This is a genomic window from Thauera butanivorans NBRC 103042 (assembly GCF_001591165.1).
Lineage (GTDB): Bacteria > Pseudomonadota > Gammaproteobacteria > Burkholderiales > Rhodocyclaceae > Thauera > Thauera butanivorans.
In genome coordinates this window covers 51,203-72,880 of record NZ_BCUG01000004.1, presented here as the reverse complement: position 1 = coordinate 72,880, position 21,678 = coordinate 51,203, and the positions used below count along the sequence as shown (strand labels likewise).

General features: G+C 67.3%; 19 protein-coding genes. 7 read left to right on the top strand and 12 right to left on the bottom strand.

Annotation, left to right across the window (positions count from 1 at the left end; translation table 11 throughout):
* The first annotated feature begins 95 nt into the window (after window positions 1-95).
* From TBU01S_RS02595 to TBU01S_RS02585, 3 genes are read left to right on the top strand one after another with little or no spacing between them, the layout of a single operon-like run.
* Window positions 96-1,046 (top strand): LysR family transcriptional regulator, encoded by a 951-nt coding sequence (locus TBU01S_RS02595; RefSeq protein WP_068635082.1) that lies wholly within the window; start codon window positions 96-98, stop codon window positions 1,044-1,046.
* 48 nt (window positions 1,047-1,094) lie between these two features.
* Complete coding sequence (locus TBU01S_RS02590) at window positions 1,095-1,352, top strand: type II toxin-antitoxin system ParD family antitoxin (RefSeq protein ID WP_068635081.1); 258 nt, start codon at window positions 1,095-1,097, stop codon at window positions 1,350-1,352.
* The gene (locus tag TBU01S_RS02585) at window positions 1,349-1,642 is read left to right on the top strand and encodes a type II toxin-antitoxin system RelE/ParE family toxin (RefSeq protein WP_068635080.1); all 294 of its coding nucleotides are present in this window, start codon (window positions 1,349-1,351) and stop codon (window positions 1,640-1,642) included. The genes TBU01S_RS02590 and TBU01S_RS02585 overlap by 4 nt, the downstream gene beginning before the upstream one ends.
* A 300-nt stretch (window positions 1,643-1,942) precedes the next feature.
* Here the strand turns inward: TBU01S_RS02585 and TBU01S_RS24955 are convergent, their stop codons facing one another.
* The 9 genes from TBU01S_RS24955 to TBU01S_RS02540 all read right to left on the bottom strand — a co-directional run bounded on the left by TBU01S_RS24955 (window position 1,943) and on the right by TBU01S_RS02540 (window position 11,837).
* Window positions 1,943-2,548, bottom strand: a complete 606-nt coding sequence (locus TBU01S_RS24955) for a TonB-dependent receptor (protein ID WP_157659080.1) — start codon at window positions 2,546-2,548, stop codon at window positions 1,943-1,945.
* On the bottom strand, window positions 2,500-4,353 hold the full coding sequence (locus TBU01S_RS24950) for a TonB-dependent receptor (RefSeq protein ID WP_068635078.1): 1,854 nt from the start codon (window positions 4,351-4,353) through the stop codon (window positions 2,500-2,502). The genes TBU01S_RS24955 and TBU01S_RS24950 overlap by 49 nt, the downstream gene beginning before the upstream one ends.
* 94 nt (window positions 4,354-4,447) lie before the next feature.
* A complete protein-coding gene (locus tag TBU01S_RS02570) occupies window positions 4,448-5,428 on the bottom strand; it encodes a FecR domain-containing protein (protein WP_217999543.1) in 981 nt (326 codons plus the stop codon).
* A gap of 1 nt (window position 5,429) precedes the next feature.
* On the bottom strand, window positions 5,430-5,927 hold the full coding sequence (locus TBU01S_RS02565) for a sigma-70 family RNA polymerase sigma factor (RefSeq protein ID WP_068635077.1): 498 nt from the start codon (window positions 5,925-5,927) through the stop codon (window positions 5,430-5,432).
* 177 nt (window positions 5,928-6,104) lie between these two features.
* A complete protein-coding gene (gene mmsB / locus TBU01S_RS02560; protein ID WP_068635076.1) occupies window positions 6,105-7,013 on the bottom strand; it encodes a 3-hydroxyisobutyrate dehydrogenase in 909 nt (302 codons plus the stop codon).
* Between the two features lie 194 nt (window positions 7,014-7,207).
* A complete protein-coding gene (locus TBU01S_RS02555; protein WP_068635075.1) occupies window positions 7,208-8,347 on the bottom strand; it encodes an enoyl-CoA hydratase/isomerase family protein in 1,140 nt (379 codons plus the stop codon).
* Between the two features lie 10 nt (window positions 8,348-8,357).
* Window positions 8,358-9,146, bottom strand: a complete 789-nt coding sequence (locus TBU01S_RS02550; RefSeq protein WP_068635074.1) for an enoyl-CoA hydratase — start codon at window positions 9,144-9,146, stop codon at window positions 8,358-8,360.
* Complete coding sequence (locus TBU01S_RS02545; RefSeq protein ID WP_068635073.1) at window positions 9,143-10,303, bottom strand: acyl-CoA dehydrogenase family protein; 1,161 nt, start codon at window positions 10,301-10,303, stop codon at window positions 9,143-9,145. The genes TBU01S_RS02550 and TBU01S_RS02545 overlap by 4 nt, the downstream gene beginning before the upstream one ends.
* 19 nt (window positions 10,304-10,322) lie before the next feature.
* Window positions 10,323-11,837 (bottom strand): CoA-acylating methylmalonate-semialdehyde dehydrogenase, encoded by a 1,515-nt coding sequence (locus TBU01S_RS02540; protein ID WP_068635072.1) that lies wholly within the window; start codon window positions 11,835-11,837, stop codon window positions 10,323-10,325.
* Between the two features lie 177 nt (window positions 11,838-12,014).
* On the opposite strand from TBU01S_RS02540, the gene TBU01S_RS02535 reads away from it, so the two are divergent.
* The 4 genes from TBU01S_RS02535 to TBU01S_RS02520 all read left to right on the top strand — a co-directional run bounded on the left by TBU01S_RS02535 (window position 12,015) and on the right by TBU01S_RS02520 (window position 16,508).
* On the top strand, window positions 12,015-13,484 hold the full coding sequence (locus tag TBU01S_RS02535; protein WP_068635071.1) for a helix-turn-helix domain-containing protein: 1,470 nt from the start codon (window positions 12,015-12,017) through the stop codon (window positions 13,482-13,484).
* Between the two features lie 159 nt (window positions 13,485-13,643).
* Entirely contained in the window at window positions 13,644-15,674 is a 2,031-nt protein-coding gene (locus tag TBU01S_RS02530) for a ribonucleoside triphosphate reductase (RefSeq protein ID WP_068635070.1), read from the top strand.
* Between the two features lie 29 nt (window positions 15,675-15,703).
* Window positions 15,704-15,901: an anaerobic ribonucleoside-triphosphate reductase gene (gene nrdD / locus TBU01S_RS02525; RefSeq protein ID WP_068635069.1), complete on the top strand. Its 198-nt coding sequence runs from the start codon at window positions 15,704-15,706 to the stop codon at window positions 15,899-15,901.
* A gap of 13 nt (window positions 15,902-15,914) precedes the next feature.
* Window positions 15,915-16,508 carry an anaerobic ribonucleoside-triphosphate reductase activating protein gene (locus TBU01S_RS02520; protein WP_068635068.1) on the top strand — a complete coding sequence of 198 codons (594 nt, stop codon included), beginning with the start codon at window positions 15,915-15,917 and terminating at the stop codon, window positions 16,506-16,508.
* A gap of 54 nt (window positions 16,509-16,562) precedes the next feature.
* On the opposite strand, the gene TBU01S_RS02515 is transcribed toward TBU01S_RS02520, so the two are convergent.
* The 3 genes from TBU01S_RS02515 to TBU01S_RS02505 all read right to left on the bottom strand — a co-directional run bounded on the left by TBU01S_RS02515 (window position 16,563) and on the right by TBU01S_RS02505 (window position 21,674).
* A complete protein-coding gene (locus TBU01S_RS02515; protein ID WP_068635067.1) occupies window positions 16,563-17,150 on the bottom strand; it encodes a GntR family transcriptional regulator in 588 nt (195 codons plus the stop codon).
* Between the two features lie 65 nt (window positions 17,151-17,215).
* Entirely contained in the window at window positions 17,216-20,698 is a 3,483-nt protein-coding gene (locus tag TBU01S_RS02510; RefSeq protein ID WP_068635066.1) for a pyruvate carboxylase, read from the bottom strand.
* A gap of 115 nt (window positions 20,699-20,813) precedes the next feature.
* Entirely contained in the window at window positions 20,814-21,674 is an 861-nt protein-coding gene (locus TBU01S_RS02505; protein WP_068635065.1) for an isocitrate lyase/PEP mutase family protein, read from the bottom strand.
* Window positions 21,675-21,678 lie beyond the last annotated feature (4 nt).

The following is a 21,678-nucleotide window of genomic DNA, read 5'->3' as shown; positions in this document are numbered from 1 at the left end:
GATACGGGTTGGTAGTGGCCCAATCCTATGACGCCTCGTTCATGAATAAAAATGGTATTGTTTCATTAATCGATTAATGTTGTTCACGCAATGACATGCCCATCCTGGAACGCACCCATCTGGAAATCGTCTGCGCCGTCGATCAGTACGGCTCGCTGACCGCCGCCGCCGAGAAGCTGCACGTCACCCAGTCGGCGCTGAGCCACACCGTGCGCAAGCTGGAAGATCAACTCGGCACCGCGATCTGGCACCGCGAAGGGCGCAGCTTGCGGCCTACGCAGGCCGGCGAGTACCTGCTGGCGGTAGCCCAGCGCCTGCTGCCGCAGCTCGTGCTGGCGGAAGAGCGTCTGCGCCAGTTCGCTCAGGGTGAGCGTGGCGCGCTGCGCATCGGCATGGAATGCCATCCCTGCTACCAGTGGCTGCTGAAGATCGTCTCGCCCTACCTGGCCGCGTGGCCGGCGGTGGACGTGGATGTGAAGCAGAAATTCCAGTTCGGCGGCATCGGTGCGCTGTTCGGCTACGAGATCGACCTGCTGGTCACGCCGGACCCGCTGCACAAGAACGGGCTGGTCTTCGAGCCGGTGTTCGACTACGAACAGGTGCTGGTGGTCGGCTGCGCGCATGCGCTGGCCAGTGCCAGCCATGTGGACCCCGAACAGCTCTCGGATGAAACGCTGATCACCTATCCGGTGAGCCTGGACCGGCTGGACATCTACACCCGCTTCCTCACCCCGGCGGGCATCTCGCCGAAGCGGCACAAGCCGATCGAGACCACCGACATCATGCTGCAGATGGTCGCCAGCGGCCGCGGCGTGGCCGCGCTGCCGCGCTGGCTGGTGGAAGAAAATGCGGAACGCTTCGGCGTGGTTCCGGTGAAGCTGGGGCCGCAGGGCGTGGACAAGCAGATCTTCCTCGGCTACCGCGAGGCGGACGGCGACATCGATTACCTGCGCGCCTTCATCGAGATGGCGCGGGCGCACCGCGATATCCATGCTCACTGCACGCACCCACAAGCTGCTTTACTTACAGGCAGGAAATACCAATGAATACGATTGGGTGGTAATCTGAGATTCCATCCCACCCGGAGACACGCCATGACCAAGAACACCTCCATCTCGCTGGGAGAGCACTTTGGCAGCTTCATTGAGCAGCAGCTTGCCCATGGCCGGTACGGCTCGGCCAGCGAAGTCGTGCGTGCTGGGCTGCGCCTGCTCGAAGAGCAGGAAATGCGCCTGAGTGCCCTGCGCCACGCGCTCGAAGAAGGCGAGCGCAGCGGCCCGGCGACCGGCTTCGACTTCGACGAATTCATCCAGGCCAAACGCGCCCAGGCCGGGCGGAAAGCCTCTGCATGAGTGGCTATCGGCTTTCCCGCAAGGCGGTGGCTGACCTCTCCGGTATCTGGGACTACACCGCCGAGCATTGGGGCGTCGAGCAGGCCGAGCGCTATATCGGCAACATCCGCGACGCTTGCAAAGCGCTGGCCAGCCGCCGGCAACGCGGCCAGGACGCCAGCCACATCCGCCACGGCTACCGCAAGCAGCTCACGGGCGCACATGTACTGTTCTTTCGCACGCTGGACGATGGCTGCATCGACGTCGTGCGCATCCTGCACCAGCGCATGGATGCAGGCCAACACTTGTGAACGGGCCAGGCAAACCATTCACACCTGCTCCACTGCACCAGCGAAGCTGCCCCCGCCATTTGTCGAACACCTTGTCCACGTTGAAGCGAATGGTGGCCGGATTGCCGCTCCATGGGCTGCGAGCACGTCGTGCGGGCCATCGCCGCGCTGGAGGCTGCGGGTTTGCCGGTGCAGGGCCGGTTCCACATCCTGGATCACTGGCGCTGACGATTTCAGTGCATCGGTGGCCTGCGGCTGGAAAACCGGCGTGTGGATGTCGGCGGTTCGACACCGTCGGCACTGTCTGCCGGATATCACGAATCAGAAATCCACCGTTGCCGACAATTGGAACGTCCGGGGAGCGGCCAGCGAAAACGCGCCGTAGCTGCGCGTGCTCAACCAGTAGTTCTTGTCGAACACGTTGTTGATGCCCGCACGGAAGATCGTGGCCTTGCCGGCGATGCTCGTGGCGTAGCGGGCGCCAATGTCCAGACGCGTCCAGCTTGGCAGCTTGAACGTGTTGGCATTGTTTGCATACTGCGAGCTGGTATAGAGCACGCGGCCGCTCAGGGTCAAGCCGGGAATCTCGGACAGATCCCATTCGGTACCGAGGTTTGCCGTCCACGGGGCAGCGCCCGCCGCATGGTTGCCGTCCTGCGCCCCGTCTTGTGTCCGGGTGAGCTTCGGCTGCGTATAGGTCACGCCGCCCAGCAGTCTCACCGAAGGAGACACTTCGCCGAAGATCGTCCATTCGATGCCGCGGTTGCGCTGTTCGCCATTCAGCAACAATGTAGGCAGCGGCGAAGTAGTGTAATCGATCGTAGTGCTTGGCTTCTTGATCTGGAAGACACTCAGCGTATTGACGATTGCGCCAGTCTTCAGCTTCGCCCCGATTTCGAATTGCTTGGTTTTGTAAGGTGGGAACACTTCCCCTCGTTCTGGTAGGTGGCTCCGACGATCGTTCCCTGCGAAAGACCTTCGATCGCATTGGCATAGAACGAGAGGTTTTCCTTGGCCTTGAACACGACGCCCACCATCGGCGTCCAGGCACTCTTGTCATAGCTGGCCGTGAGCAGGCCACTGGTCGAATTGAACGAATCGGCCTTGACCGTTTGCCGGCGGACACCCAGCGTCAACAGCACGCGGCCCTCGGCAAGACTCATGGTGTCCGCAATGGCCAGGCCGCTCAGGGTGCTGTCAGAAACCTTCGTCGCAACACCAGGCAACTGGGGCCATACAGCGATGGCCGACGGCGAGTAGATATTGGTTGACTGGGAGACGCGGTAGCGGGATTCCCGATTCTCGCTATCCAAGCGGGAGCCGCTGATGACGAGCGCATGCTTGACCGGCCCCGTCTGGAAGGATGTCCGAATACCCGCCTCCCCCGTGACGTTGCGGTGATCCTGATTCCAGCTCCAGAGCGTCAGGGTTCCGTTGCCCAGGGCATCGAGATTCGAGATGGCGGAAATCTGATGCCCCTCTTTCTGCACATAGCGCCGGGTACCGATTTTGGCAAAAGCGGTCAGGTGCTCGTTGATGTCGAGTTCGCCACTCAACAGCACACCCTCCGTGGTTGAGGGAAAGTACAGGCCCGGGATGAGATTGGTACTGCCGTCGGGCGCCTTTGGCAAGCCGGTACCCGCATAGGCAACGATCGATTCCCCGCCTCGTACTTCATTGTGGAGACGGAAGACATCCATTGCCACGCGAAGCCGCTCGCCCCGATAGTCCAGCGCCAGGGCGCCGACATGGCCTTTCCGGGATTGGTCATCGACATACGAGTCGCCGCTCTTGTAGCTGCCGTTGAAACGAATGCCCCATTCACCGTCGGCGCCGAAACGACGCCCCGTATCAACATGAGCGCGCCAGAGTGATCTGGATTCCACGCCCAGCGTGAAGCGTGTGAGCGGCTCGTCGGCGGCGCGCTTGGGCACAATGTTGATGCCACCGCCTACGGCGCCGTTGGGCGACATCCCACCAAGCAAGGCACTGGGACCCTTCAGCACTTCCACCCGTTCGACGAACTCCACCGGCACCACGCTGTAGTAAGGCAGCATGCCGTATAGCCCGTTGAACGTCATATCTCCAGTGGTGACACTGAAGCCACGGATGTTGAAGAACTCATAGGTACCGCTTGGCGGCGCATCCCGGCGTACGGCTGGATCGTTATCGAGTACGTCCCCCACGGTGACCGCCTGCTGATTCCGGATCAGTTCGGAGGTGTAGCTCGACTGGTTGAACGGCGTGTCCATCATGTCCTGGTTGCCCAACATGCCGACGCGCCCGCCACGTGCGACCTGGCCGCCCGCATAGGCTTCGGGCAGGTCGCCGGGGCGCGCAAGCTGCGCCGTCACCGCCACCGGCGCCAGCATGACCTCGCCCTGCGCCGCTGGCAGCCTGTACAGGGTATAGCTGCCGTCGCCGCGTGCTTCCGCCGCCAGTCCCGTGCCTTGCAGCAGCTGGGCAAGGCCGCTGGCAAGGTCGTGGCTGCCCTGCAGGCCGGGACTGCGCAGGCCGGCGGTGAGGCCGGTGGAGAAGCCGAGCGTGATGCCGGCTTCGCGGCCGAAGCGGTTCAAGGCGGCTTCCAGCGGGCCGGCGGGGATGTCGTAGCTTCGCTGGACGGCGGTTTTGGCGGCACCGGCTGTTTCGGCGGCGAACGCCGGCACGGCGGTGCCGAGATGGACGACGGCCAGGGCCAGCAGGCTCAGGCGCGGCAGGTAGTGATGGGGCATGGTGTTTCCTCGGGTGGTGAAGGTGAAAAATGCGGCTTCACCTTGTTTGTCCGACGAGGAAAAAAAGTAGACCACCCGCGGTGCGTTATTTTGCTCAGGTGGCGGGATGCACCGTGACCCAGTAACGCGTGAGGGTGTGGATACGCACCGGCAGGCTGGCGCGCAGGACGTCGAGGATGCGGTCGGTGTCGTCCAGCCGGTAGGTGCCGGAAACGCGCCAGTCGGCGATTTCCGGCGCGCAGGCGAGCCGGCCGTGGCGATGCCGGCCGACTTCGGCGAGGAAGTCGGCGAGCCGCATGTTGGCGGCGACCAGGATGTCTTCACGCCAGGCGACGGCGTTTTCGTCGGCGGCCTGCGGCGCTTCGTCGAGGCCCGGGGCGAAGCGCAGTTGTTCACCGGCCTGCAGGGTGACGCGCGGCGCCGTGTCGCCACTGTGCTGGACGGCGACGGCGCCTTCGAAGACGGCGAGGTGGCCGGCGTCCGGCAGGATGCGCACGGCAAAGCGGGTGCCGAGCGGGCGCAGCGCACCGTAGCGGGTGAGGACGACGAAGGGGCGTCTGGCCGGATCCTGCCCCGTGCGGATGAGGATTTCGCCGCGGTGCAGGCTCAGTTGCCGGGCCTGCTCGTCGAAGCGGACGTCCAGCGCGCTGTCGCTGTTGATCGCCAGTTCGCTGCCGTCGGCCAGCTCCAGTGTGCGGCGTTCGCCGACGCCGGTGCGCAGGTCGGCCAGCAGGCCGGTGCTGCGCCGGCCGTGGCCGCTGTGCAGCCACAGGCCGCCGCTGGCACCGGCGGTGAGCAGCGCGATGAGCAGTTCGCGGCGCTGGCGGCGGGGGCCGCCGAGCAGCGCCTTGCGCACCGGCGGCGCGTTGTCGGCCACCGAGTGCAGGCGGGCGTTGACGCGCTGGATGTGTTCCCAGGCGCGGCGGTGGTCGGGGTGCTCGGCCAGCCAGCTTTCGAAAGCCCGGCGTGGCGCTTCGGCGTCGCCGGCCTCCTGCAGTTCGAACAGCCATTCCACGGCACGGCTGGCGATTGCCGGATCGAAGTCGGCCGGCGGCTGGGGCGTCGCAGAGGACATCTCAGCCGGCATCGAGGGCGAAGTAGCACAGGGTGCCGGCCCGGGTCAGGTAACGCTTGACGGTGGTCACCGAGACGCCGAGTTCGGCGGCGATCTGGGCCTGGTTGAGGCCGTCGAACTGCGACAGCAGGAAGGCGCGGCGCACTTCGCCGGGCAGGGTGGACAGCAGGGCGTCGATCTCGATCAGCGTGGAGAGGACTACCTGCCGCTCCTCGGGCGAGGGGGCCAGCGCCTCGGGCCGCAGGGCCAGGGCTTCGAGCCAGGCTTGTTCCAGGTACTCGCGCCGCCAGTGGTTGGACAGCAGACGCTGCGCGATGGTGGTCAGGAAGGCCCGTGGCTCCTGGATGGCGACCGGCTCTTCACGGGCAAGCAGGCGCAGGAAGGTGTCGTGCGTCAGATCGGCGGCGCGGTGGGTGCAGCCGAGCCGGCGGCGCAGCCAGGTGTGCAGCCATTTGTGATGATCGGTGTACAGCTCGTCGACGTTGGGGGTGGCAGGCACGGCATGCTCCGGGAAGCGGAAAGAAGCGCTGGCTACCGGGAACCTCCCCTTGGCTGGCTATCGAGAATCGTTCTTAGTTTCCGCCTGGAGCAGGCCGGCCGTCAATGTGGGCTGCCGGGTTCGGCTCTCATCGAACTGGTGCGGGCGCCGCCGGGGCCGTGGGCGCCCGCCGGGAGCCTACTGCTTTCGCGCCTGCAGCAAGCCGATGATGCTGGAGAAGTCCAGCCCGCCGTTGCCGGCTCGGCTGTGCGCGGCGTACAGCGATTCGGCCAGCCCGCCCAGCGGCACCGGGCTCCGGCTGGCGATGGCCGCTTCCAGCGCGAGGCCGAGGTCCTTCAGCATCAGGTCGGTGCCGAAGCCGCCGCTGTAGCCGCGCGCGGCGGGTACGTTGTCCATCACGCCGGGCACCGGGTTGTACTTTTCCAGCACCCAGTTGCCGCCGGAGCTGACTTTCATGATGCCTGCGAGCACCGCCGGGTCCAGGCCGAGCGACTGGCCCAGCGACAGCGCTTCGCTGGTGCCGATCATCAGGATGCCGAGCAGCATGTTGTTGCACAGCTTGGCGGCCTGGCCGGCGCCCGCTCCGCCGGCATGGAAGACGTTCTGGCCCATGTGGCGCAGGATGGGTTCGGCGCGGGCGAGGTCTTCTGTTGCCCCGCCCACCATGAAGGTCAGCGTGCCGGCGGCGGCGCCCGCGGTGCCGCCGGAGACCGGCGCGTCGAGCACCGCGATGCCGGCCGCGTGGCCGGCCGCGGCCAGCTTCTGCGCGCTGGCCGGGGCGATGGTGCTGCAGTCGATCAGCAGCGTACCGGCGGGCAGGGCGGCGAGCAGGCCGGGTTCGTTGCCGTTGCCGAGGAACAGCCCTTCGACATGGCGGCTGGCCGGCAGCATGCTGATGACGATGCCGGCCCCGTCCGCCGCCGCGCGGGCCGAGTCGGCGATGTGCGCGCCGTGCTCGGCGACGCGCGCGCGGGCGGCGGGGTCGAGGTCGAAGGCGCGTACCGCGAGGCCGGCCCTGGCGAGGTTGATGGCCATCGGGCCACCCATGTTGCCGAGGCCGATGAAGGCGATGTGCTTGTCCGTCATTGTGGTGTCTCCTCCTGGTTGCGATGCGGTTTGATGAGAGGGGTTGGGGAGAGGGGGGCGCGAGTGCGGGACAAGGCCCAGCCATTACGACGGCTACTTACGCCCCTGCGGGGCGCCCCCTCTCCCCGGCCCTCCCCCGCGAGGGGGGAGGGAGAAAACCGGGGCTGGCTGAACGGTATTGCGTCCGCCTTTATTCAGCCCAGGTCGGCCAACGGATGCGGGCCGCTGTAACGGGGCTCGAAGTGGTCCGCGATGATCTCGTCGGGGACGGCTTCCACGGTGGCGAATTGCCAGCGCGGCTTGCGGTCCTTGTCGATCAGCAGCGCGCGCACGCCTTCGGCGAAGTCGCGGTGGGCGGTGGCGGCGACCGACACGTGGTATTCGGTGCGGAACACCTCGGCCAGCGACATGTGGCGCGTCTTCTGCCACAGTGCCCACGACAGCCGCGCCGAACTGGGCGCGCCACGCGCGAAGGTCTTGCCGGCGGCGGCGAGCCAGGGGTCGGCATCCTCGGCCAGCGCGCTCAGGCGGGCAGCGATGTCGGCCAGGCCGTCGTGACCGATCAATGCCTCGATACGGTCGAAGTGGGCGCGCAGCGGCGAGGGCTGTACGGTGGCGGGCGACACGCTGGCTCCCAACTGGTCGAGCAGGGCGCCCAGGCGGGCGTGGTTGGCGGCGTTGCCGCCATCATCCGGTGCATCCCAGCGGGTGTCGGCGAGCAGCGCGGGCAGACGTTCGCGCTCGGCATCGGCGACGATGAAATCGGCCAGCCCGGCGAAGCGGGCGTCGGCGGCGTTGAGCGGCGCACCGGTCAGCGCCAGGAACAGGCCGCTGCGCCCGGGCATGTGGCGCAGGAACCAGCTTCCGCCCACGTCCGGGTACAGGCCGATGGTGATCTCGGGCATCGCCATGCGGGTGGTGGGCGTGGCGACGCGGTGCGAGGAGCCGGCCATCAGGCCGATGCCGCCGCCCATGACGATGCCCTGGCCCCAGCACAGCATCGGCTTGGGGTAGGTGTGGATGCGGTGGTCGAGGCGGTATTCATGCTCGAAGAAATCCTTCGCCGCCTGCGGTACCTCGCCTTCGGGCATGGCCTTGATCGCATGGTGGAGCGCGGCGACGTCGCCGCCGGCGCAGAAGGCCTTCTCGCCCGCGCCGTCGAGCAGCACGCCGACGATGGCGGGGTCGGCGGCCCAGGCGTCGAGCTGGGGCGCGAGGCGGTCGATCATGTCCAGCGACAGGGCGTTGAGGCTCTTCGGCGCGTTCAGCGTCGCATGGCCGAAGCGCCGGCCGCAGGCGGTGGGGAATTCGCGCAGGATCACGCAGTCGTCCATCGCTGCCTCCTCAGGCGTTGCGCCATTGCGGGGCGCGCTTTTCGAGGAAGGCGGTGACGCCTTCGCGCTGGTCGGCGGTGTCGAACAGCTTGACGAACTCCGCGCGCTCGTCGGGCAGCGCCTGGTTCGGCGGGGTGGTGCGGGCGGCCTGGATCAGGCGCTTGCAGGCGGCCACGCTGGTGGGGCTCTGCTTTTCGACCGTGCGCGCAAGTTCCAGCGCGCGCGCCAGCGCCTCGCCGCGGCCGGTGACTTCTTCCACCAGGCGGATGCGCAGCGCGGTGGCCGCGTCCAGGCGCTCGCCGCACAGGATCAGGCGCTTGGCCCAGCCTTCGCCGGCCAGCCAGGACAGCCACTGGGTGCCGCCCGCGCACGGCAGCAGGCCGACGGCCGCTTCGGGCAGCGCCAGCACCGCCTGTTCCTCGGCGATGCGCAGGTCGCAGGCCAGTGCGCATTCCAGTCCGCCGCCCATCGCATAGCCGTTGATCGCGGCGATCGACACGCCGCGGAAGGCCGACAGGGTCTCGAAGGCGAGGCCGAAGTAGTGCGCCATGCCCGCCGCCACCGCCTTGTCGCCGCTGGCGAAGAGCTTGAGATCGGCGCCGGCGGAAAAGAACTTGTCGCCTCTGCCGGTCACCACCAGGCTGTAGATCTCGCGGTCGGCGTTGAGTGCTTCGATGACTTCGACCAGTGCGGCCAGGCTTTCCTGCGTCCAGGTGTTGGCCGGCGGGTTGTCCAGTGTCAGGATGGCGGTGTGGCCCTGTTTTTCGAGTGCCAGGCCGGGATAGGTGTGCGTGCTCATCGTGGGGTCTCCGTGGTGTGTTCAGCGAGCATGCGGCGGGCGATGATGACGCGCATGATCTCGTTCGTGCCTTCGAGGATCTGGTGCACCCGCGCGTCGCGCAGGTAGCGTTCCAGCGGGTATTCGCGGATGTAGCCGTAGCCGCCGTGGATCTGCAGCGCCTCGTTGCAGATCGAGAAGCCCAGGTCGGTGGCCAGGCGCTTGGCCATCGCGCAGTACAGCGTGGCGTCGGCCGCGCCGGCGTCGAGCCGGCTGGCCGCCAGACGCACCATCTGGCGCGCGGCGACCAGTTCGGTGGCCATGTCGGCGAGCTTGAACTGCAGCGCCTGGAAGTCCGCCAGCGGGCGGCCGAACTGGCGGCGTTCATGCACGTAGGCGAGCGCCGCGTTCAATGCGCCCTGCGCCGCGCCCACCGAGCAGGTGGCGATGTTGATGCGGCCGCCGTCCAGGCCCTTCATGGCGATGGCGAAGCCTTCGCCTTCCTCGCCGAGCCGCTGGGCGGCCGGCACGCGCACGCCGTCGAAGGTGATGCTGCGCGTGGGCTGGCTGTTCCAGCCCATCTTGTGCTCCTTCTTGCCGTATTCGATGCCGGGGCTGTCGGCGGCGACGAGGAAGGCCGAGATGCCCTTCGGCCCGGCTTCGCCGGTGCGCGCCATGACCACCAGCGCGTCGGTGGCGCCGGCGCCCGAGATGAAGGCCTTGGCGCCGTCGAGCACGTAGTGCCCGCCCTCCCGTCGCGCGCGGGTGGCGAGCGAGGCTGCGTCCGAGCCGGCGCCCGGTTCGGTCAGGCAGTAGGAGGCCAGCATCTCGCCCGAGGCCAGGCGCGGCCCCCACTCGGCCGCGATTTCGGGCCGGGCGAAGCGCGTCACCATCCAGGCCGCCATGTTGTGGATGGTCAGGTAGGCGGTGGTCGAAGGGCAGGCGGCGGCCAGTTCCTCGAACACGATGCTGGCGTCCAGCCTCGGCAGGCCGAGGCCGCCGTATTCCTCCAGCGCGTACAGGCCGCAGAAGCCCAGCTCGCCGGCGTGGCGCAGTGCCTCGATCGGGAAGATGCTTTCAGTGTCCCAGCGCCCCGCATGGGGCGCGAACTCGCGCTGGGCGAATTCGCGCGCGGTGTCGCGGAAAGCACACTGGTCTTCGGAGAGTTCGAAGTCCATGGCGGTGCTCCGGGCCGGCTTACTTGAGGCTGATCGTGGTGTTGACCGGCGCCACCACGCCGTCGTCGAACCAGCGCGCGGTGACGGTCTTGGTCTGGGTGTAGAACAGGACCACCTGCTGGCCGTAGGGGCCGAGGTCGCCCAGCTTGGAGGCGCGCGAGCCGGTGAAGGAGAACAGCGGCACCGGTACCGGGATGGGCACGTTGATGCCCACCTGGCCGACGTCGATCTCCTCCTGGAACTTGCGCGCCGCCGCGCCCGACTGGGTGAACACCCCGGTGCCGTTGCCGTTGGGGTTGGCGTTGATCAGCGCGATGGCCTCGTCGAGCGAGTCCACCGCCAGCGTGCACAGCACCGGGCCGAAGATCTCCTCGTCGTAAATGCGCATGCCGGGCTTGACGCCGGAGAACAGCGTGGGGGCGACGAAGTTGCCGTCGGCGTAGCCGAGCACCTGCGGGGCGCGGCCGTCCAGTTCCAGCGTCGCGCCTTCCTGCACGCCGGCTTCGATCAGTTCCAGGATGCGGGCCCTGGCGGCGCGCGAGATCACCGGGCCGACGTCGGTGCCCGCCTCGTGGCCGGCATTGACCTTCAGCGCGCGGGCGCGCTCGACCAGTTCCGGCAGCCACTGCGCCGCTTCGCCGACGAAGACCACCACCGACGAGGCCATGCAGCGCTGGCCGGCGGCGCCGAAGCCGGCGCCCGCCAGCGCGTTCAGCGTCTGTTCCTTGTGCGCGTCGGGCAGCACGACGACATGGTTCTTGGCGCCCATCATGCACTGCGCGCGCTTGCCGGCGAGGCTGGCACGGTTGTAGACGTGGGTGCCGACGCGGGTCGAGCCGACGAAGGACACCGCCTTGATGTCCGGGTGGTCGCAGATGCCGTTGACCACGTCGACCGCACCATGCACGACGTTGAGCACGCCGGCCGGAATGCCGGCCTCGATCGCCAGTTCGACCAGCCGCATCGTGGACAGCGGGTCCTGTTCGGAAGGCTTGAGCACGAAGGTGTTGCCGCAGGCGATCGCCATCGGGAACATCCACAGCGGGATCATCGCCGGGAAGTTGAACGGCGTGATGCCGGCGCAGACGCCGATCGGCTGCAGCAGGGTGTAGGTATCGACGCCGGTGGCGACGTTGTTGGCCAGTCCGCCGAGCTGCAGCGTGCCGATGTTGGCAGCGTGCTCCACCACCTCCAGACCGCGGAAGACGTCGCCCTCGGCGTCGGGCAGGGTCTTGCCCTGTTCGGCGGTCAGGATGGCCGCCACTTCCTTCATGTTCTCGCGGATCAACTGCTGGTACTTCAGGAAGATGCGTGCGCGGGCACCGATGGGCGTCTTCCTCCAGCTTTCGAAGGCTTTCCTGGCCGCGGCGACGGCGGCATCCACTTCTTCTGCGGTGGCCATCGGCACGCGGGCCAGCACCTGCTGGGTGGCGGGGTTGACCACGTCGCGCCATTCGGTGGTGCGCGATTCGACGAATTCGCCGTTGATCAGCAGTTTGACGGTGGGGATGGTGCTGCTTTGGGTCGTATTCATGGGTGTCTCCTTCCGGTTCTCGTTGCGGCTGCGCGGACATGCCTGCCGTGTTCGACCGCATCGTATTTACATGCCTTGAAATCATCAATAAGCTATTGATGTAAAAGAGAAATCATGTAAATAAATTCGCAATGGAAAGCGTGAAGTTGCGAATCATGTGAACGAGGAGGCGAGGTCTTGAACCACAAGCTGTTCATTGGCGCCCGCCTGCGCCGCCTGCGTGAGCAGGCAGGCTTGAGCCAGGCCGCGATGGCTGCCCGGCTGGGTATTTCACTGAGCTATGTCTGCCAGCTGGAGAACAACCAGCGCCCGGTGAGCGCCACCGTGCTGCTGAAACTGGTCGAGGCTTTCGACTGCGAAGTGAGCGATTTTTCGGAGGAGCAGGACCGGCGCCTGCTGGGCGAACTGAGGGACGTGTTCCGCGATCGCCTGCTGGCCGGGGAGGGCGTGGGCCAGGCGCAACTGGTGCGCATGGTCGAGCAGGTGCCCGAACTGGCCAGCGCCTTCGTCGGCCTGGTCCAGCGCCACCAGCGTCTGCAGGACGAATATGCGCAGTTGGCCGATCGCTTGCACGGCGATCAACTGCCGACGCTGCTCGCACCGTTGCCGCACGAAGAGGTGCGTGATTTCTTCAACCGGCGCGACAACTACATCGATACGCTGGATGCGTTGGCCGAGGAGCGGGCGGGCAGGGGAGGATTGGTGCCGGGCGAGCGTGCCGCGGCCCTGCGCAGGATCCTGCATGACGAGCATGGCATCGAGGTCGAAGGGCTCGGCAACACCGCTGCCGACGGCATGCTGCGGCGTTTCGATGCGCGCCGCAGCCGCCTCGCAGTGGCGACGCATCTGTCGGACGCCCAGCAGGCCTTCCAGATCGCCACCCAACTGGCGCTGATCGCACACCGTGATGTCATCGAGGCGGAGATTGCCGCCGCCGGTTTTTCCGATGCGCAGACCAGCGCCCTGGCACGGCAGGGGCTGGCACATTACTTTGCCGGTGCGCTGCTGCTGCCCTATGGTGATTTTCGCGCCGCGGCACGCAGCTCGCGCTACGACATCGAGGCTTTGCAGCGGCGCTTCCACGTCGGCTTCGAAACAGTCTGCCATCGCCTGTCGACGCTTCAGCGAAGCGGTGCCCGTGGCGTGCCCTTCTATCTGGTGCGGGTGGACCAGGCCGGCAACATCTCCAAGCGCCAGAGCGCGACGGCTTTCCATTTCGCCCGTCACGGCGGTGCCTGCCCGCTGTGGCATGTGCACGATGCCTTCACTCAGCCGGGGCGCATCCTCACCCAGGTGGCGGAGATGCCCGACGGTACGCGCTTCTTCGGCATCGCCCGCAGCATCGGGCGCGGCGGCGGCGGCTGGCGGGTGCCGCGCAAGTCCTTCGCCATCGGCCTGGGCTGCGAACTGAGCCATGCCCGGGAGCTGGTCTATGCCGACGGCCTGGACCTCGACGCGCAGCGCGAGGTGGTGCCGATCGGCCCCGGCTGCCGCGTCTGCCCGCGCGCCGACTGCGTGCAGCGCGCATTTCCGCCAGCCGGCAAGCTGCTCGAAACCGGCGTCGATGTCGAGTTCCTGACCTCCTACCGCTTCGAGGACGAAGGGCGCAAGCACAGCGGGAACAGGGCGGCAGCCGCGCGCGGATAGGCGTGCCGGCGCAGCTTCCGGCCCTGCTGCCGATCCATCCGGCATTAGTGCAAACGCGGGCGGCAAGCTCGGATGGAGATCTTATTGATGTATGTCAAATCAACATGTAGTTGTTTGAGTGAAAAATTCAACTACATTTAGTGCATCAAGGGGACGAAAATGCAGAATCCGCCCGAACCCGCCAGCGTGATCAGCGCACGCAGGGTGATCAAGCGCGACGGCCGTCGCACTGCTTTCGATGCCGGCAAGATCCGTTCCGCGCTATCCCGTGCGGGCCGGGCCAGCGGCGAATACGGCGACGACGAAGCGGTCCGTCTCACCGAGCGGGTGCTGCGCGTGCTCGCCCACCGCTTCGGCAATCAGGCGGTCGGCATCGAGCAGATCCAGGACGTGGTCGAAGAAACGCTGATCGCCGACGGCCTCGCCGCCACCGCGCGCGCCTACATCGTCTACCGCGAACGGCACGCGGCGCTGCGCGGCGAGCGCAAGGTGCAGGTCGATGTCGAAAGCTCGGTCAATGAATATCTCACCCGCGCCGACTGGCGGGTCAATGCCAACGCCAACCAGGGCTATTCGCTGGGCGGGCTGATCCTCAACGTCGCCGGCAAGGTCACCGCCAACTACTGGCTGTCGCACGTCTACCCGCCCGAGGTCGGCGCCGCGCACCGCGAGGGCGACATCCACATCCACGACCTGGACATGCTGTCCGGCTACTGCGCGGGCTGGTCGCTGCGCACCCTGCTGCACGAGGGCCTGAACGGCGTGCCGGGCAAGGTGGAGGCCGGTCCGCCCAGGCACATGTCCAGCGCGGTGGGGCAGATCGTGAACTTCCTCGGCACCATGCAGAACGAATGGGCGGGGGCGCAGGCCTTCTCGTCCTTCGATACCTACATGGCGCCCTTCGTGCGCAAGGACAACATGCGCTACGAGGAGGTGCGCCAGCACATCCAGGAACTCATCTACAACCTCAACGTGCCCTCGCGCTGGGGCACGCAGACGCCGTTCACCAACCTCACCTTCGACTGGACCTGCCCGGACGACCTGAAGGAGCAGATCCCCGTCATCGCCGGCGAGGAAATGCCCTTCGCCTACGGCGACCTGCAGGCCGAGATGGACCTGATCAACCGCGCCTACATCGAGGTCATGTCGGCCGGCGACGCCAAGGGCAGGGTGTTCACCTTCCCGATCCCGACCTACAACATCACTCCGGACTTTCCGTGGGAGTCGGACAACGCCGCGCTGCTGTTCGACATGACGGCCAAGTACGGGCTGCCCTACTTCCAGAACTTCGTCAATTCCGAACTCCAGCCCAACATGGTGCGTTCCATGTGCTGCCGCCTGCAGCTCGACCTGCGCGAACTGCTCAAGCGCGGCAACGGCCTGTTCGGCAGCGCCGAGCAGACCGGCAGCCTGGGCGTGGTGACGGTGAATTGCGCGCGCCTGGGCTATCTGCACCGTGGCGACGAGGCCGGCCTGTTCTCCCGCCTCGACCGCCTGCTGGAGATCGGCCGCGACAGCCTGGAGATCAAGCGCAAGCTGATCCAGCGCCTCATCGACCAGGGCCTGTTCCCCTACACCAAACGCTACCTCGGCACGCTGCGCAACCACTTCTCCACGCTGGGGGTGAACGGCATCAACGAGATGATCCGCAACTTCAGCAACGATGCCGAAGACATCACCACCGAACGGGGCCACGCCTTCGCCGTGCGCCTGCTCGATCACGTGCGCGCCCGCATCACCGCCTTCCAGGAGGAAACCGGCCACCTGTACAACCTGGAGGCCACCCCGGCCGAGGGCACCACCTACCGCTTCGCCCGCGAGGATCGCAAGCGCTGGCCGGACATCCTGCAGGCCGGCACCACCGAGCAGCCGTACTACACCAACTCCTCGCAACTGCCCGCCGGCTTCACCGACGACCCCTTCGAAGCCCTGGCCCGGCAGGAGGCGCTGCAGCGCAAATACACCGGCGGCACCGTGCTGCACCTCTACATGGGTGAGCGCCTGTCCAGCGGCGAAGCCTGCAAGCGCCTGGTACGGCGCGCGCTGCAGAACTTCCGCCTGCCTTACATCACCGTGACGCCGACCTTCTCGATCTGCCCGGCGCACGGCTACCTGGCCGGCGAGCACGCGTTCTGCCCGAAGTGCGACGAAGAGCGCCTGGCCGCCAAGCGGGCACGGCTCGCGGCCTGACATCCCATTTTTTCCACAAGGAGCACACCATGAACATGCACACCGCCACCGAAACCCGCCATCTCGCCGACGCCGTCACCCTCAGCGACGACGAACGCCAGCCCTGCGAAGTGTGGACCCGCGTCATGGGCTACCACCGCCCGGTCGCCAGCTTCAACACCGGCAAGAAGGGCGAGCATGCCGAGCGCCGCTTCTTCGCCGAGAATCGCTGCGGCCTCGCTGGCTGAAGCAGGCGCCCCCATGTCCAGCCTGCGCGTCGGCGGCTTCGTGCCGCTGACCACCATCGACTTTCCCGGCCGGCTGGCCGCCGTGGTGTTCTGCCAGGGCTGCCCGTGGCGCTGCAGCTACTGCCACAATCCGCAGCTGATCCCGGCGGGGACGGAAGCGGAGCGCCCATGGCAGGCAGTGCTGGACTTCCTCGAACGCCGCCGCGGCCTGCTCGACGGCGTGGTGTTCTCCGGCGGCGAACCGACCCTGCAGGCGGCGCTGCCGCAGGCCTTGCGCGAAGTCCGCGCACTCGGCTTCGAGACCGCGCTGCACACTGCAGGCATGTATCCCGACCGCCTCGCCGCGGTGCTGCCGCTGCTCGATTGGGTGGGGCTGGACATCAAGGGCCCGGCCGGACATTACGATGCGATCACTGCCACGCCTGGCAGCGCAAGCGCCGCGCAGCGCTCGCTGGAGCTGCTGCTGGCCAGCGGCGTCGACCACGAATGCCGAACGACCTGGCATGCCGGCCTGTTCGGCAGGGACGAACTGGACCGCCTCGGCGCCGGACTCGCGCAGCGCGGAGTACGGCGCTGGAAGGTGCAGGCCTGCCGCGTCGAAGGGTAAGCAGCGGTCGACGCATTGGCGTTCGAATAAGGTTCGCAAGCCGGGAGCGACTGTTCAATTGGGCAGCGGCGCGGGCTCCTTGAGGTTTGCCAGTCGCCGGCGTGCGGCGGCGTAGGTTCGCCATGCAGCTTCGGCCTGTGCTGCGTCGTGCCGGCTCAGCGCTGCATGCAGGGTAGGTGCGATGCCCGAGAAGCATTCGGCGTCACCGTCGCCGAAAGCGGGGCCGAGCGCCAGTCTGAGCTTTTCGCGCAGGCGAAGGATGGCGTCGGCGGCATAGCGATTGCCGGCGCTTTCGACCAGCCGTTCATAGTCGATCGGTCCGGCGACCGGGCCACGGCCGGCGGCTTCGCGCACGGCGAAGGCTTCCAGCAGCTCGAGCACGCCGAACAGTGCGCACACGTCGCTGCGGGAAAACTCCGCCACGCAGCAGCCGCGGCGCGGCTCGATCACCACCAGGCCCTCGTGGGCCAGCACTTTCAGCGCCTCGCGCACCGGCGTGCGGCTGACGCCGTAGCCGCGCGCAAGGGCGATTTCATCCAGCGCGGCGCCCGGCGGCAGTTCGTGGGCGAAGATGCGCTCGCGCAGCGAGTCACCGATGGCTTCGTATAGCGCTCGCGGGCGCAGCAGATCGTTGTCATTCATGTCCGTGCTCCTCCATCGGGTGGCTTGGAAGCCGGCCGTTGTGGCATCGTGGCAGTGGAAGGCACTCATGCCGCCTCCGCTGCTGTGAACTCGATCAGCAGATCCTTGGCTTCCACCTGATCACCGGGCCTGATGAAGATGCGGGCGATGGTCGCGTCGCGCTCGGCGCTCAGCACCGTCTCCATCTTCATCGCCTCGATCGACAGCAAGGGCGTGCCCTTCTTCACCGTCTGGCCGGCTTCGACGGCCACCATCACCACCGCGCCGGGCATCGGAGCGGGCAGGTGGGCGGCGTTGCCGTCCTCGGCCTTGGGGTGATTGCGCTGCGGCGCGGCCAGACCGGCCTGGGCGACCTTGATCGGGCGCGCCTGGCCGTTGAGCTCGAAGAACAGCTTGACCATGCCGTCGTCGTCGGCTTCGGTGCGGCCGGTCAGGCGTACCGCGAGCGTCTTGCCGGCATCGATGGCGACGGCGATTTCATCGCGTTCGCTCATGCCGCTGAAGAACACCGGCGTCGGCAGCGTCGACACGTCGCCGTACTGGCGCTGGTGGCGGGCAAAGTCGGCGAAGACCTTGGGATACATCAGCCACGAGGCGAGGTCCTTGTCGTCGATGTCGCGGCCGGCCGCTTCGCTGGCGGCCGCGCGCGCGGCGTCGAGATCGGCCGGCGGCAGCACCGCGCCGGGGCGCTCGGTCAGCGGCGCCTGGCCCTTGAGCACCTTGCGCTGCAGTTCCGCGGGGAAGCCGTCCGGCGGCAGGCCGAGTTCGCCGCGCATCAGTTGCACGACGGATTCGGGGAAGGCGATCTCGCGCGCCGGGTCGAGCACGTCGGCCGGCGTGAGTTCGTTGGCGACCATGAAGATGGCCATGTCGCCGACCACCTTGGAGGTCGGGGTGACCTTGACGATGTCGCCGAACAGCATGTTGACGTCGGCATAGGCCTGGGCGATGGCGTCCCAGCGGTGTTCCAGCCCCATCGCACGGGCCTGCTCGCGCAGGTTGGTGTATTGGCCGCCGGGCATTTCGTGGCGGTACACGTCGGCGGTGCCGGCGCGCATGTCGGCCTCGAAGGGGGCGTAGTGGCGGCGCACGCCTTCCCAGTAGTGGGAGAACGGGCGGAGCTGGTCGAGGGTGACGGCCGGCGCGCGTTCGCTGCCTTCCAGGGCGGCGACGATGGCGCCGAGTGAAGGCTGCGAGGTGAGACCGCTCATCGCGTCCATGGCGCCGTCCACCGCATCGACGCCGGCTTCGATCGCCGCCAGCACGCTGGCGGCGGAGGCGCCGCTGGTGTCGTGGGTGTGGAAATGCACCGGCAGCCCGGTTTCCTCGCGCAGTGCCTTGACCAGCGCGCGCACCGCGCGTGGGCGGCAGATGCCGGCCATGTCCTTGATGCCGATGATGTGGGCGCCGGCACGTTCGAACTGTCTGGCCAGATCGACGTAGTACTTCAGCGAATATTTGTCGCGCCGGGCGTCGAACAGGTCGCCGGTGTAGCACAGCGCGGCTTCGCACAGCGCGCCGGACTCATTCACCGCGTCCATCGCCACCCGCATGTTGTCGGCGTTGTTGAGCGAATCGAAGACGCGGAACAGGTCGATGCCTTCGGCCGCCGCGCGCTGGACGAAGAAGCGCACCACGTTGTCCGGGTAGTTGGTGTAGCCGACCGCGTTGGAGGCGCGCAGCAGCATCTGGAACAGGATGTTGGGCACGCGCTCGCGCAGTTGTGCGAGGCGCTGCCACGGGTCTTCCTTGAGGAAGCGCATCGCCACGTCGAAGGTGGCGCCGCCCCAGCATTCCATCGACAGCAGGTCGGCGAGGTCTCGCGCATAGTGCGGTGCCACCGGCAGCATGTCGGCGGTGCGCATGCGGGTGGCGAACAGCGACTGGTGGGCGTCGCGCATCGTGGTGTCGGTGAGCAGCACCGCCTGTTGTTCGCGCATCCAGGTGGAGAAGCCCTTGGCGCCGAGTTCGCGCAGGCGGTCGCGGCTGCCGGCGGGGATAGTCGCATCCAGGCTGGCGGCCGACCAGATCAGGCTGCCATCTTCGCGGCCGTGACCGAGGCTGCTGGCGGGAGCCGGCTGGCGGCCCTTCATTTCCGGGTTGCCGTTGACGACCACTTCGCCGATGAATTCGAGCATGCGCGTGGCGCGGTCCAGGCGCGGCGTGGTCGCAAGCAGTTCCGGCGTTTCGTCGATGAAGCGGGTGGTGCACGTGCCGTCGCGGAAGGACGGATGGTCGACCACGTTCTCGAGGAAGGCGAGGTTGTTGGCGACGCCGCGGATGCGGAACTCGCGCAGCGCGCGGTCCATGCGCTGTGCGGCTTCGGCCGGTTCGCGGCCCCAGGCGGTGACCTTGACCAGCAGCGAGTCGTAGTAGGGCGTGATCACCGCGCCGGTATAGGCGGTACCGGCGTCCAGGCGGATGCCGAAACCGGCGGCGCTGCGGTAGGCGCCGAGCTTGCCGTAGTCGGGCGCGAAGCCCTTGTCCGGGTCTTCGGTGGTGACGCGGCATTGCAGCGCGTGGCCGTTGAGGCGAATGTCGGCCTGCTCGGGCACACCGGATTCGGGCGTGCCGATGCGCGCGCCTTCGCTGACGTGGATCTGCGCCTTGACGATGTCGATGCCGGTGACTTCCTCGGTGACGGTGTGCTCGACCTGGATGCGCGGGTTCACTTCGATGAAGTAGAACTCGCCGCTGTCGGCGTCCATCAGGAATTCCACCGTGCCGGCGTGGGTGTAGCCGACCGAGCGGCACAGGCGCAGCGCGGCTTCGCACAGCTCGGCGCGCTGAGTGTCGTCGAGGTAGGGGGCCGGAGCGCGCTCCACCACCTTCTGGTTGCGCCGCTGCACCGAGCAGTCGCGCTCGAACAAATGGACGAGCTGGCCATGGGTGTCGCCGAGAACCTGCACTTCGACGTGGCGGGCACGCACGATGCGCTTTTCCAGGTAGACCTCATCGTTGCCGAAAGCGGCCTTGGCTTCGCGCCGCGCAGCGGCGATCGCGGCAGCGAGCTCGTCCTCGCTGTCGATCGCGCGCATGCCGCGGCCGCCCCCGCCCCAACTTGCCTTGAGCATCAGCGGATAGCCGATCGCCGCGGCCTGGGCCTTCACTGCGTCGAGGTCGTCCGGCAGCGCGGCGGTGGCCGGAATCACCGGCACCTTTGCGGCAATGGCAGCGTTGCGCGCGGCCACCTTGTTGCCGAGCGTGCGCATCACCTCGGGCGAGGGGCCGATGAACTCGATGCCGGCGGCGGCACAGGCTTCGGCGAAGTCCGGATTCTCGGACAGGAAGCCGTAGCCGGGGTGGATGGCATCCACCCCGGCCTCGCGCGCGATGCGCAGGATGTCGTCGATGTCCAGGTAGGCCTGGATCGGCGTCTTGCCGGTGCCGACCAGATAGCTCTCGTCGGCCTTGAAGCGGTGCAGCGCGAAGCGGTCTTCGCGGGCGTAGATGGCAACGGTGCGGATGCCCAGCTCGGCGGCGGCGCGCATCACCCGGATGGCGATCTCGCTACGGTTTGCAACCAGCAGGCTTTTGATTTTTTTCATTCTTCATCGTCCTTTTCGGACATTTCCATTCCCTCTCCGCGGATCCGTTCTGCGCCTCTCGAAGGGAGGAGGGGCGCCCAAAGGATGCTCGCCCGGGGAAAGGTATTCAGCCTGCTCAGATGTAGCGCTTTTCCAGCGCATCCCATTCGGCTTTGCCGACCAGGCGTTGACGTTCGGCAAAAGGCGTAACGAGGCCGCTCGATTCCTTGACCTCCTTTTCGTCGCGCAGCACGGTCAGCGCCTTCTGCATGCCGGCCACCGCACCCTGCAGCGCGGCGTTGGCGTACAGCACGAAACCGTAGCCCAGTTCACCCAGTTCGGTGGCGTTGAAGATCGGCGTCTTGCCGCCGATCACCATGTTCATCAACTGCGGCTTGGCGAGGCGCTGCGGCAGCGCGCGCACTTCCTCTTCCCCGGTCACGGCTTCGACGAACAGGATGTCGGCGCCGGCCTCGGCGAACTTGTGCGCGCGTTCGATGGCGGCCTCGAAGCCATGCACGGCGGCGGCGTCGGTGCGCGCCATGATCAGGAAGTCGGGATCGCGGCGGGCGTCGGCGGCGGCCTTGATCTTGCCGACGGCCTCTTCGGTGCTGATCACGTCCTTGCCGTTGAAGTGGCCGCAGCGCTTGGGCGCGACCTGGTCTTCGAGCTGGATGCAGTCGGCGCCGGCGCGTTCCAGCGTGCGCACGGTGTGATAGACATTGACCGCGTTGCCGAAGCCGGTGTCGGCATCGACCAGCAGCGGCAGGTCGACGGCGTCGCGGATGCGGGCGGTGTGGTCGGCGATCTCGGCCAGGCCCATGAAGCCCTGGTCGGGCATGCCGAACCACATGTTGGTGACGCCGGCGCCGGTGATGTAGATGGCCTCGAAGCCGAGGTCGGCGATCACCCGCGCGGACAGCGCGTTGAATGCGCCCGGCACGATCACGCCGCGCCTGGCTTCGGCCAGGGCTTTCAGTTGCTTGCGAGTGGACATGGTG

What these genes read in the sequence shown, in the direction of transcription:
- TBU01S_RS02590 (WP_068635081.1), top strand. Translation starts at nt 1,095, where the DNA reads ATGACCAAGAACACCTCCATCTCGCTGGGAGAGCACTTTGGCAGCTTC.
- TBU01S_RS02530 (WP_068635070.1), top strand. Translation starts at nt 13,644, where the DNA reads ATGCAGAATCCGCCCGAACCCGCCAGCGTGATCAGCGCACGCAGGGTG.
- TBU01S_RS02545 (WP_068635073.1), bottom strand. Translation starts at nt 10,303, where the DNA reads ATGGACTTCGAACTCTCCGAAGACCAGTGTGCTTTCCGCGACACCGCG.
- TBU01S_RS02510 (WP_068635066.1), bottom strand. Translation starts at nt 20,698, where the DNA reads ATGAAAAAAATCAAAAGCCTGCTGGTTGCAAACCGTAGCGAGATCGCC.
- TBU01S_RS02520 (WP_068635068.1), top strand. Translation starts at nt 15,915, where the DNA reads ATGTCCAGCCTGCGCGTCGGCGGCTTCGTGCCGCTGACCACCATCGAC.
- mmsB (WP_068635076.1), bottom strand. Translation starts at nt 7,013, where the DNA reads ATGACGGACAAGCACATCGCCTTCATCGGCCTCGGCAACATGGGTGGC.
- TBU01S_RS02595 (WP_068635082.1), top strand. Translation starts at nt 96, where the DNA reads ATGCCCATCCTGGAACGCACCCATCTGGAAATCGTCTGCGCCGTCGAT.
- TBU01S_RS02505 (WP_068635065.1), bottom strand. Translation starts at nt 21,674, where the DNA reads ATGTCCACTCGCAAGCAACTGAAAGCCCTGGCCGAAGCCAGGCGCGGC.
- nrdD (WP_068635069.1), top strand. Translation starts at nt 15,704, where the DNA reads ATGAACATGCACACCGCCACCGAAACCCGCCATCTCGCCGACGCCGTC.
- TBU01S_RS02540 (WP_068635072.1), bottom strand. Translation starts at nt 11,837, where the DNA reads ATGAATACGACCCAAAGCAGCACCATCCCCACCGTCAAACTGCTGATC.
- TBU01S_RS02585 (WP_068635080.1), top strand. Translation starts at nt 1,349, where the DNA reads ATGAGTGGCTATCGGCTTTCCCGCAAGGCGGTGGCTGACCTCTCCGGT.
- TBU01S_RS02555 (WP_068635075.1), bottom strand. Translation starts at nt 8,347, where the DNA reads ATGGACGACTGCGTGATCCTGCGCGAATTCCCCACCGCCTGCGGCCGG.
- TBU01S_RS02515 (WP_068635067.1), bottom strand. Translation starts at nt 17,150, where the DNA reads ATGAATGACAACGATCTGCTGCGCCCGCGAGCGCTATACGAAGCCATC.
- TBU01S_RS02550 (WP_068635074.1), bottom strand. Translation starts at nt 9,146, where the DNA reads ATGAGCACGCACACCTATCCCGGCCTGGCACTCGAAAAACAGGGCCAC.
- TBU01S_RS24950 (WP_068635078.1), bottom strand. Translation starts at nt 4,353, where the DNA reads ATGCCCCATCACTACCTGCCGCGCCTGAGCCTGCTGGCCCTGGCCGTC.
- TBU01S_RS02570 (WP_217999543.1), bottom strand. Translation starts at nt 5,428, where the DNA reads ATGTCCTCTGCGACGCCCCAGCCGCCGGCCGACTTCGATCCGGCAATC.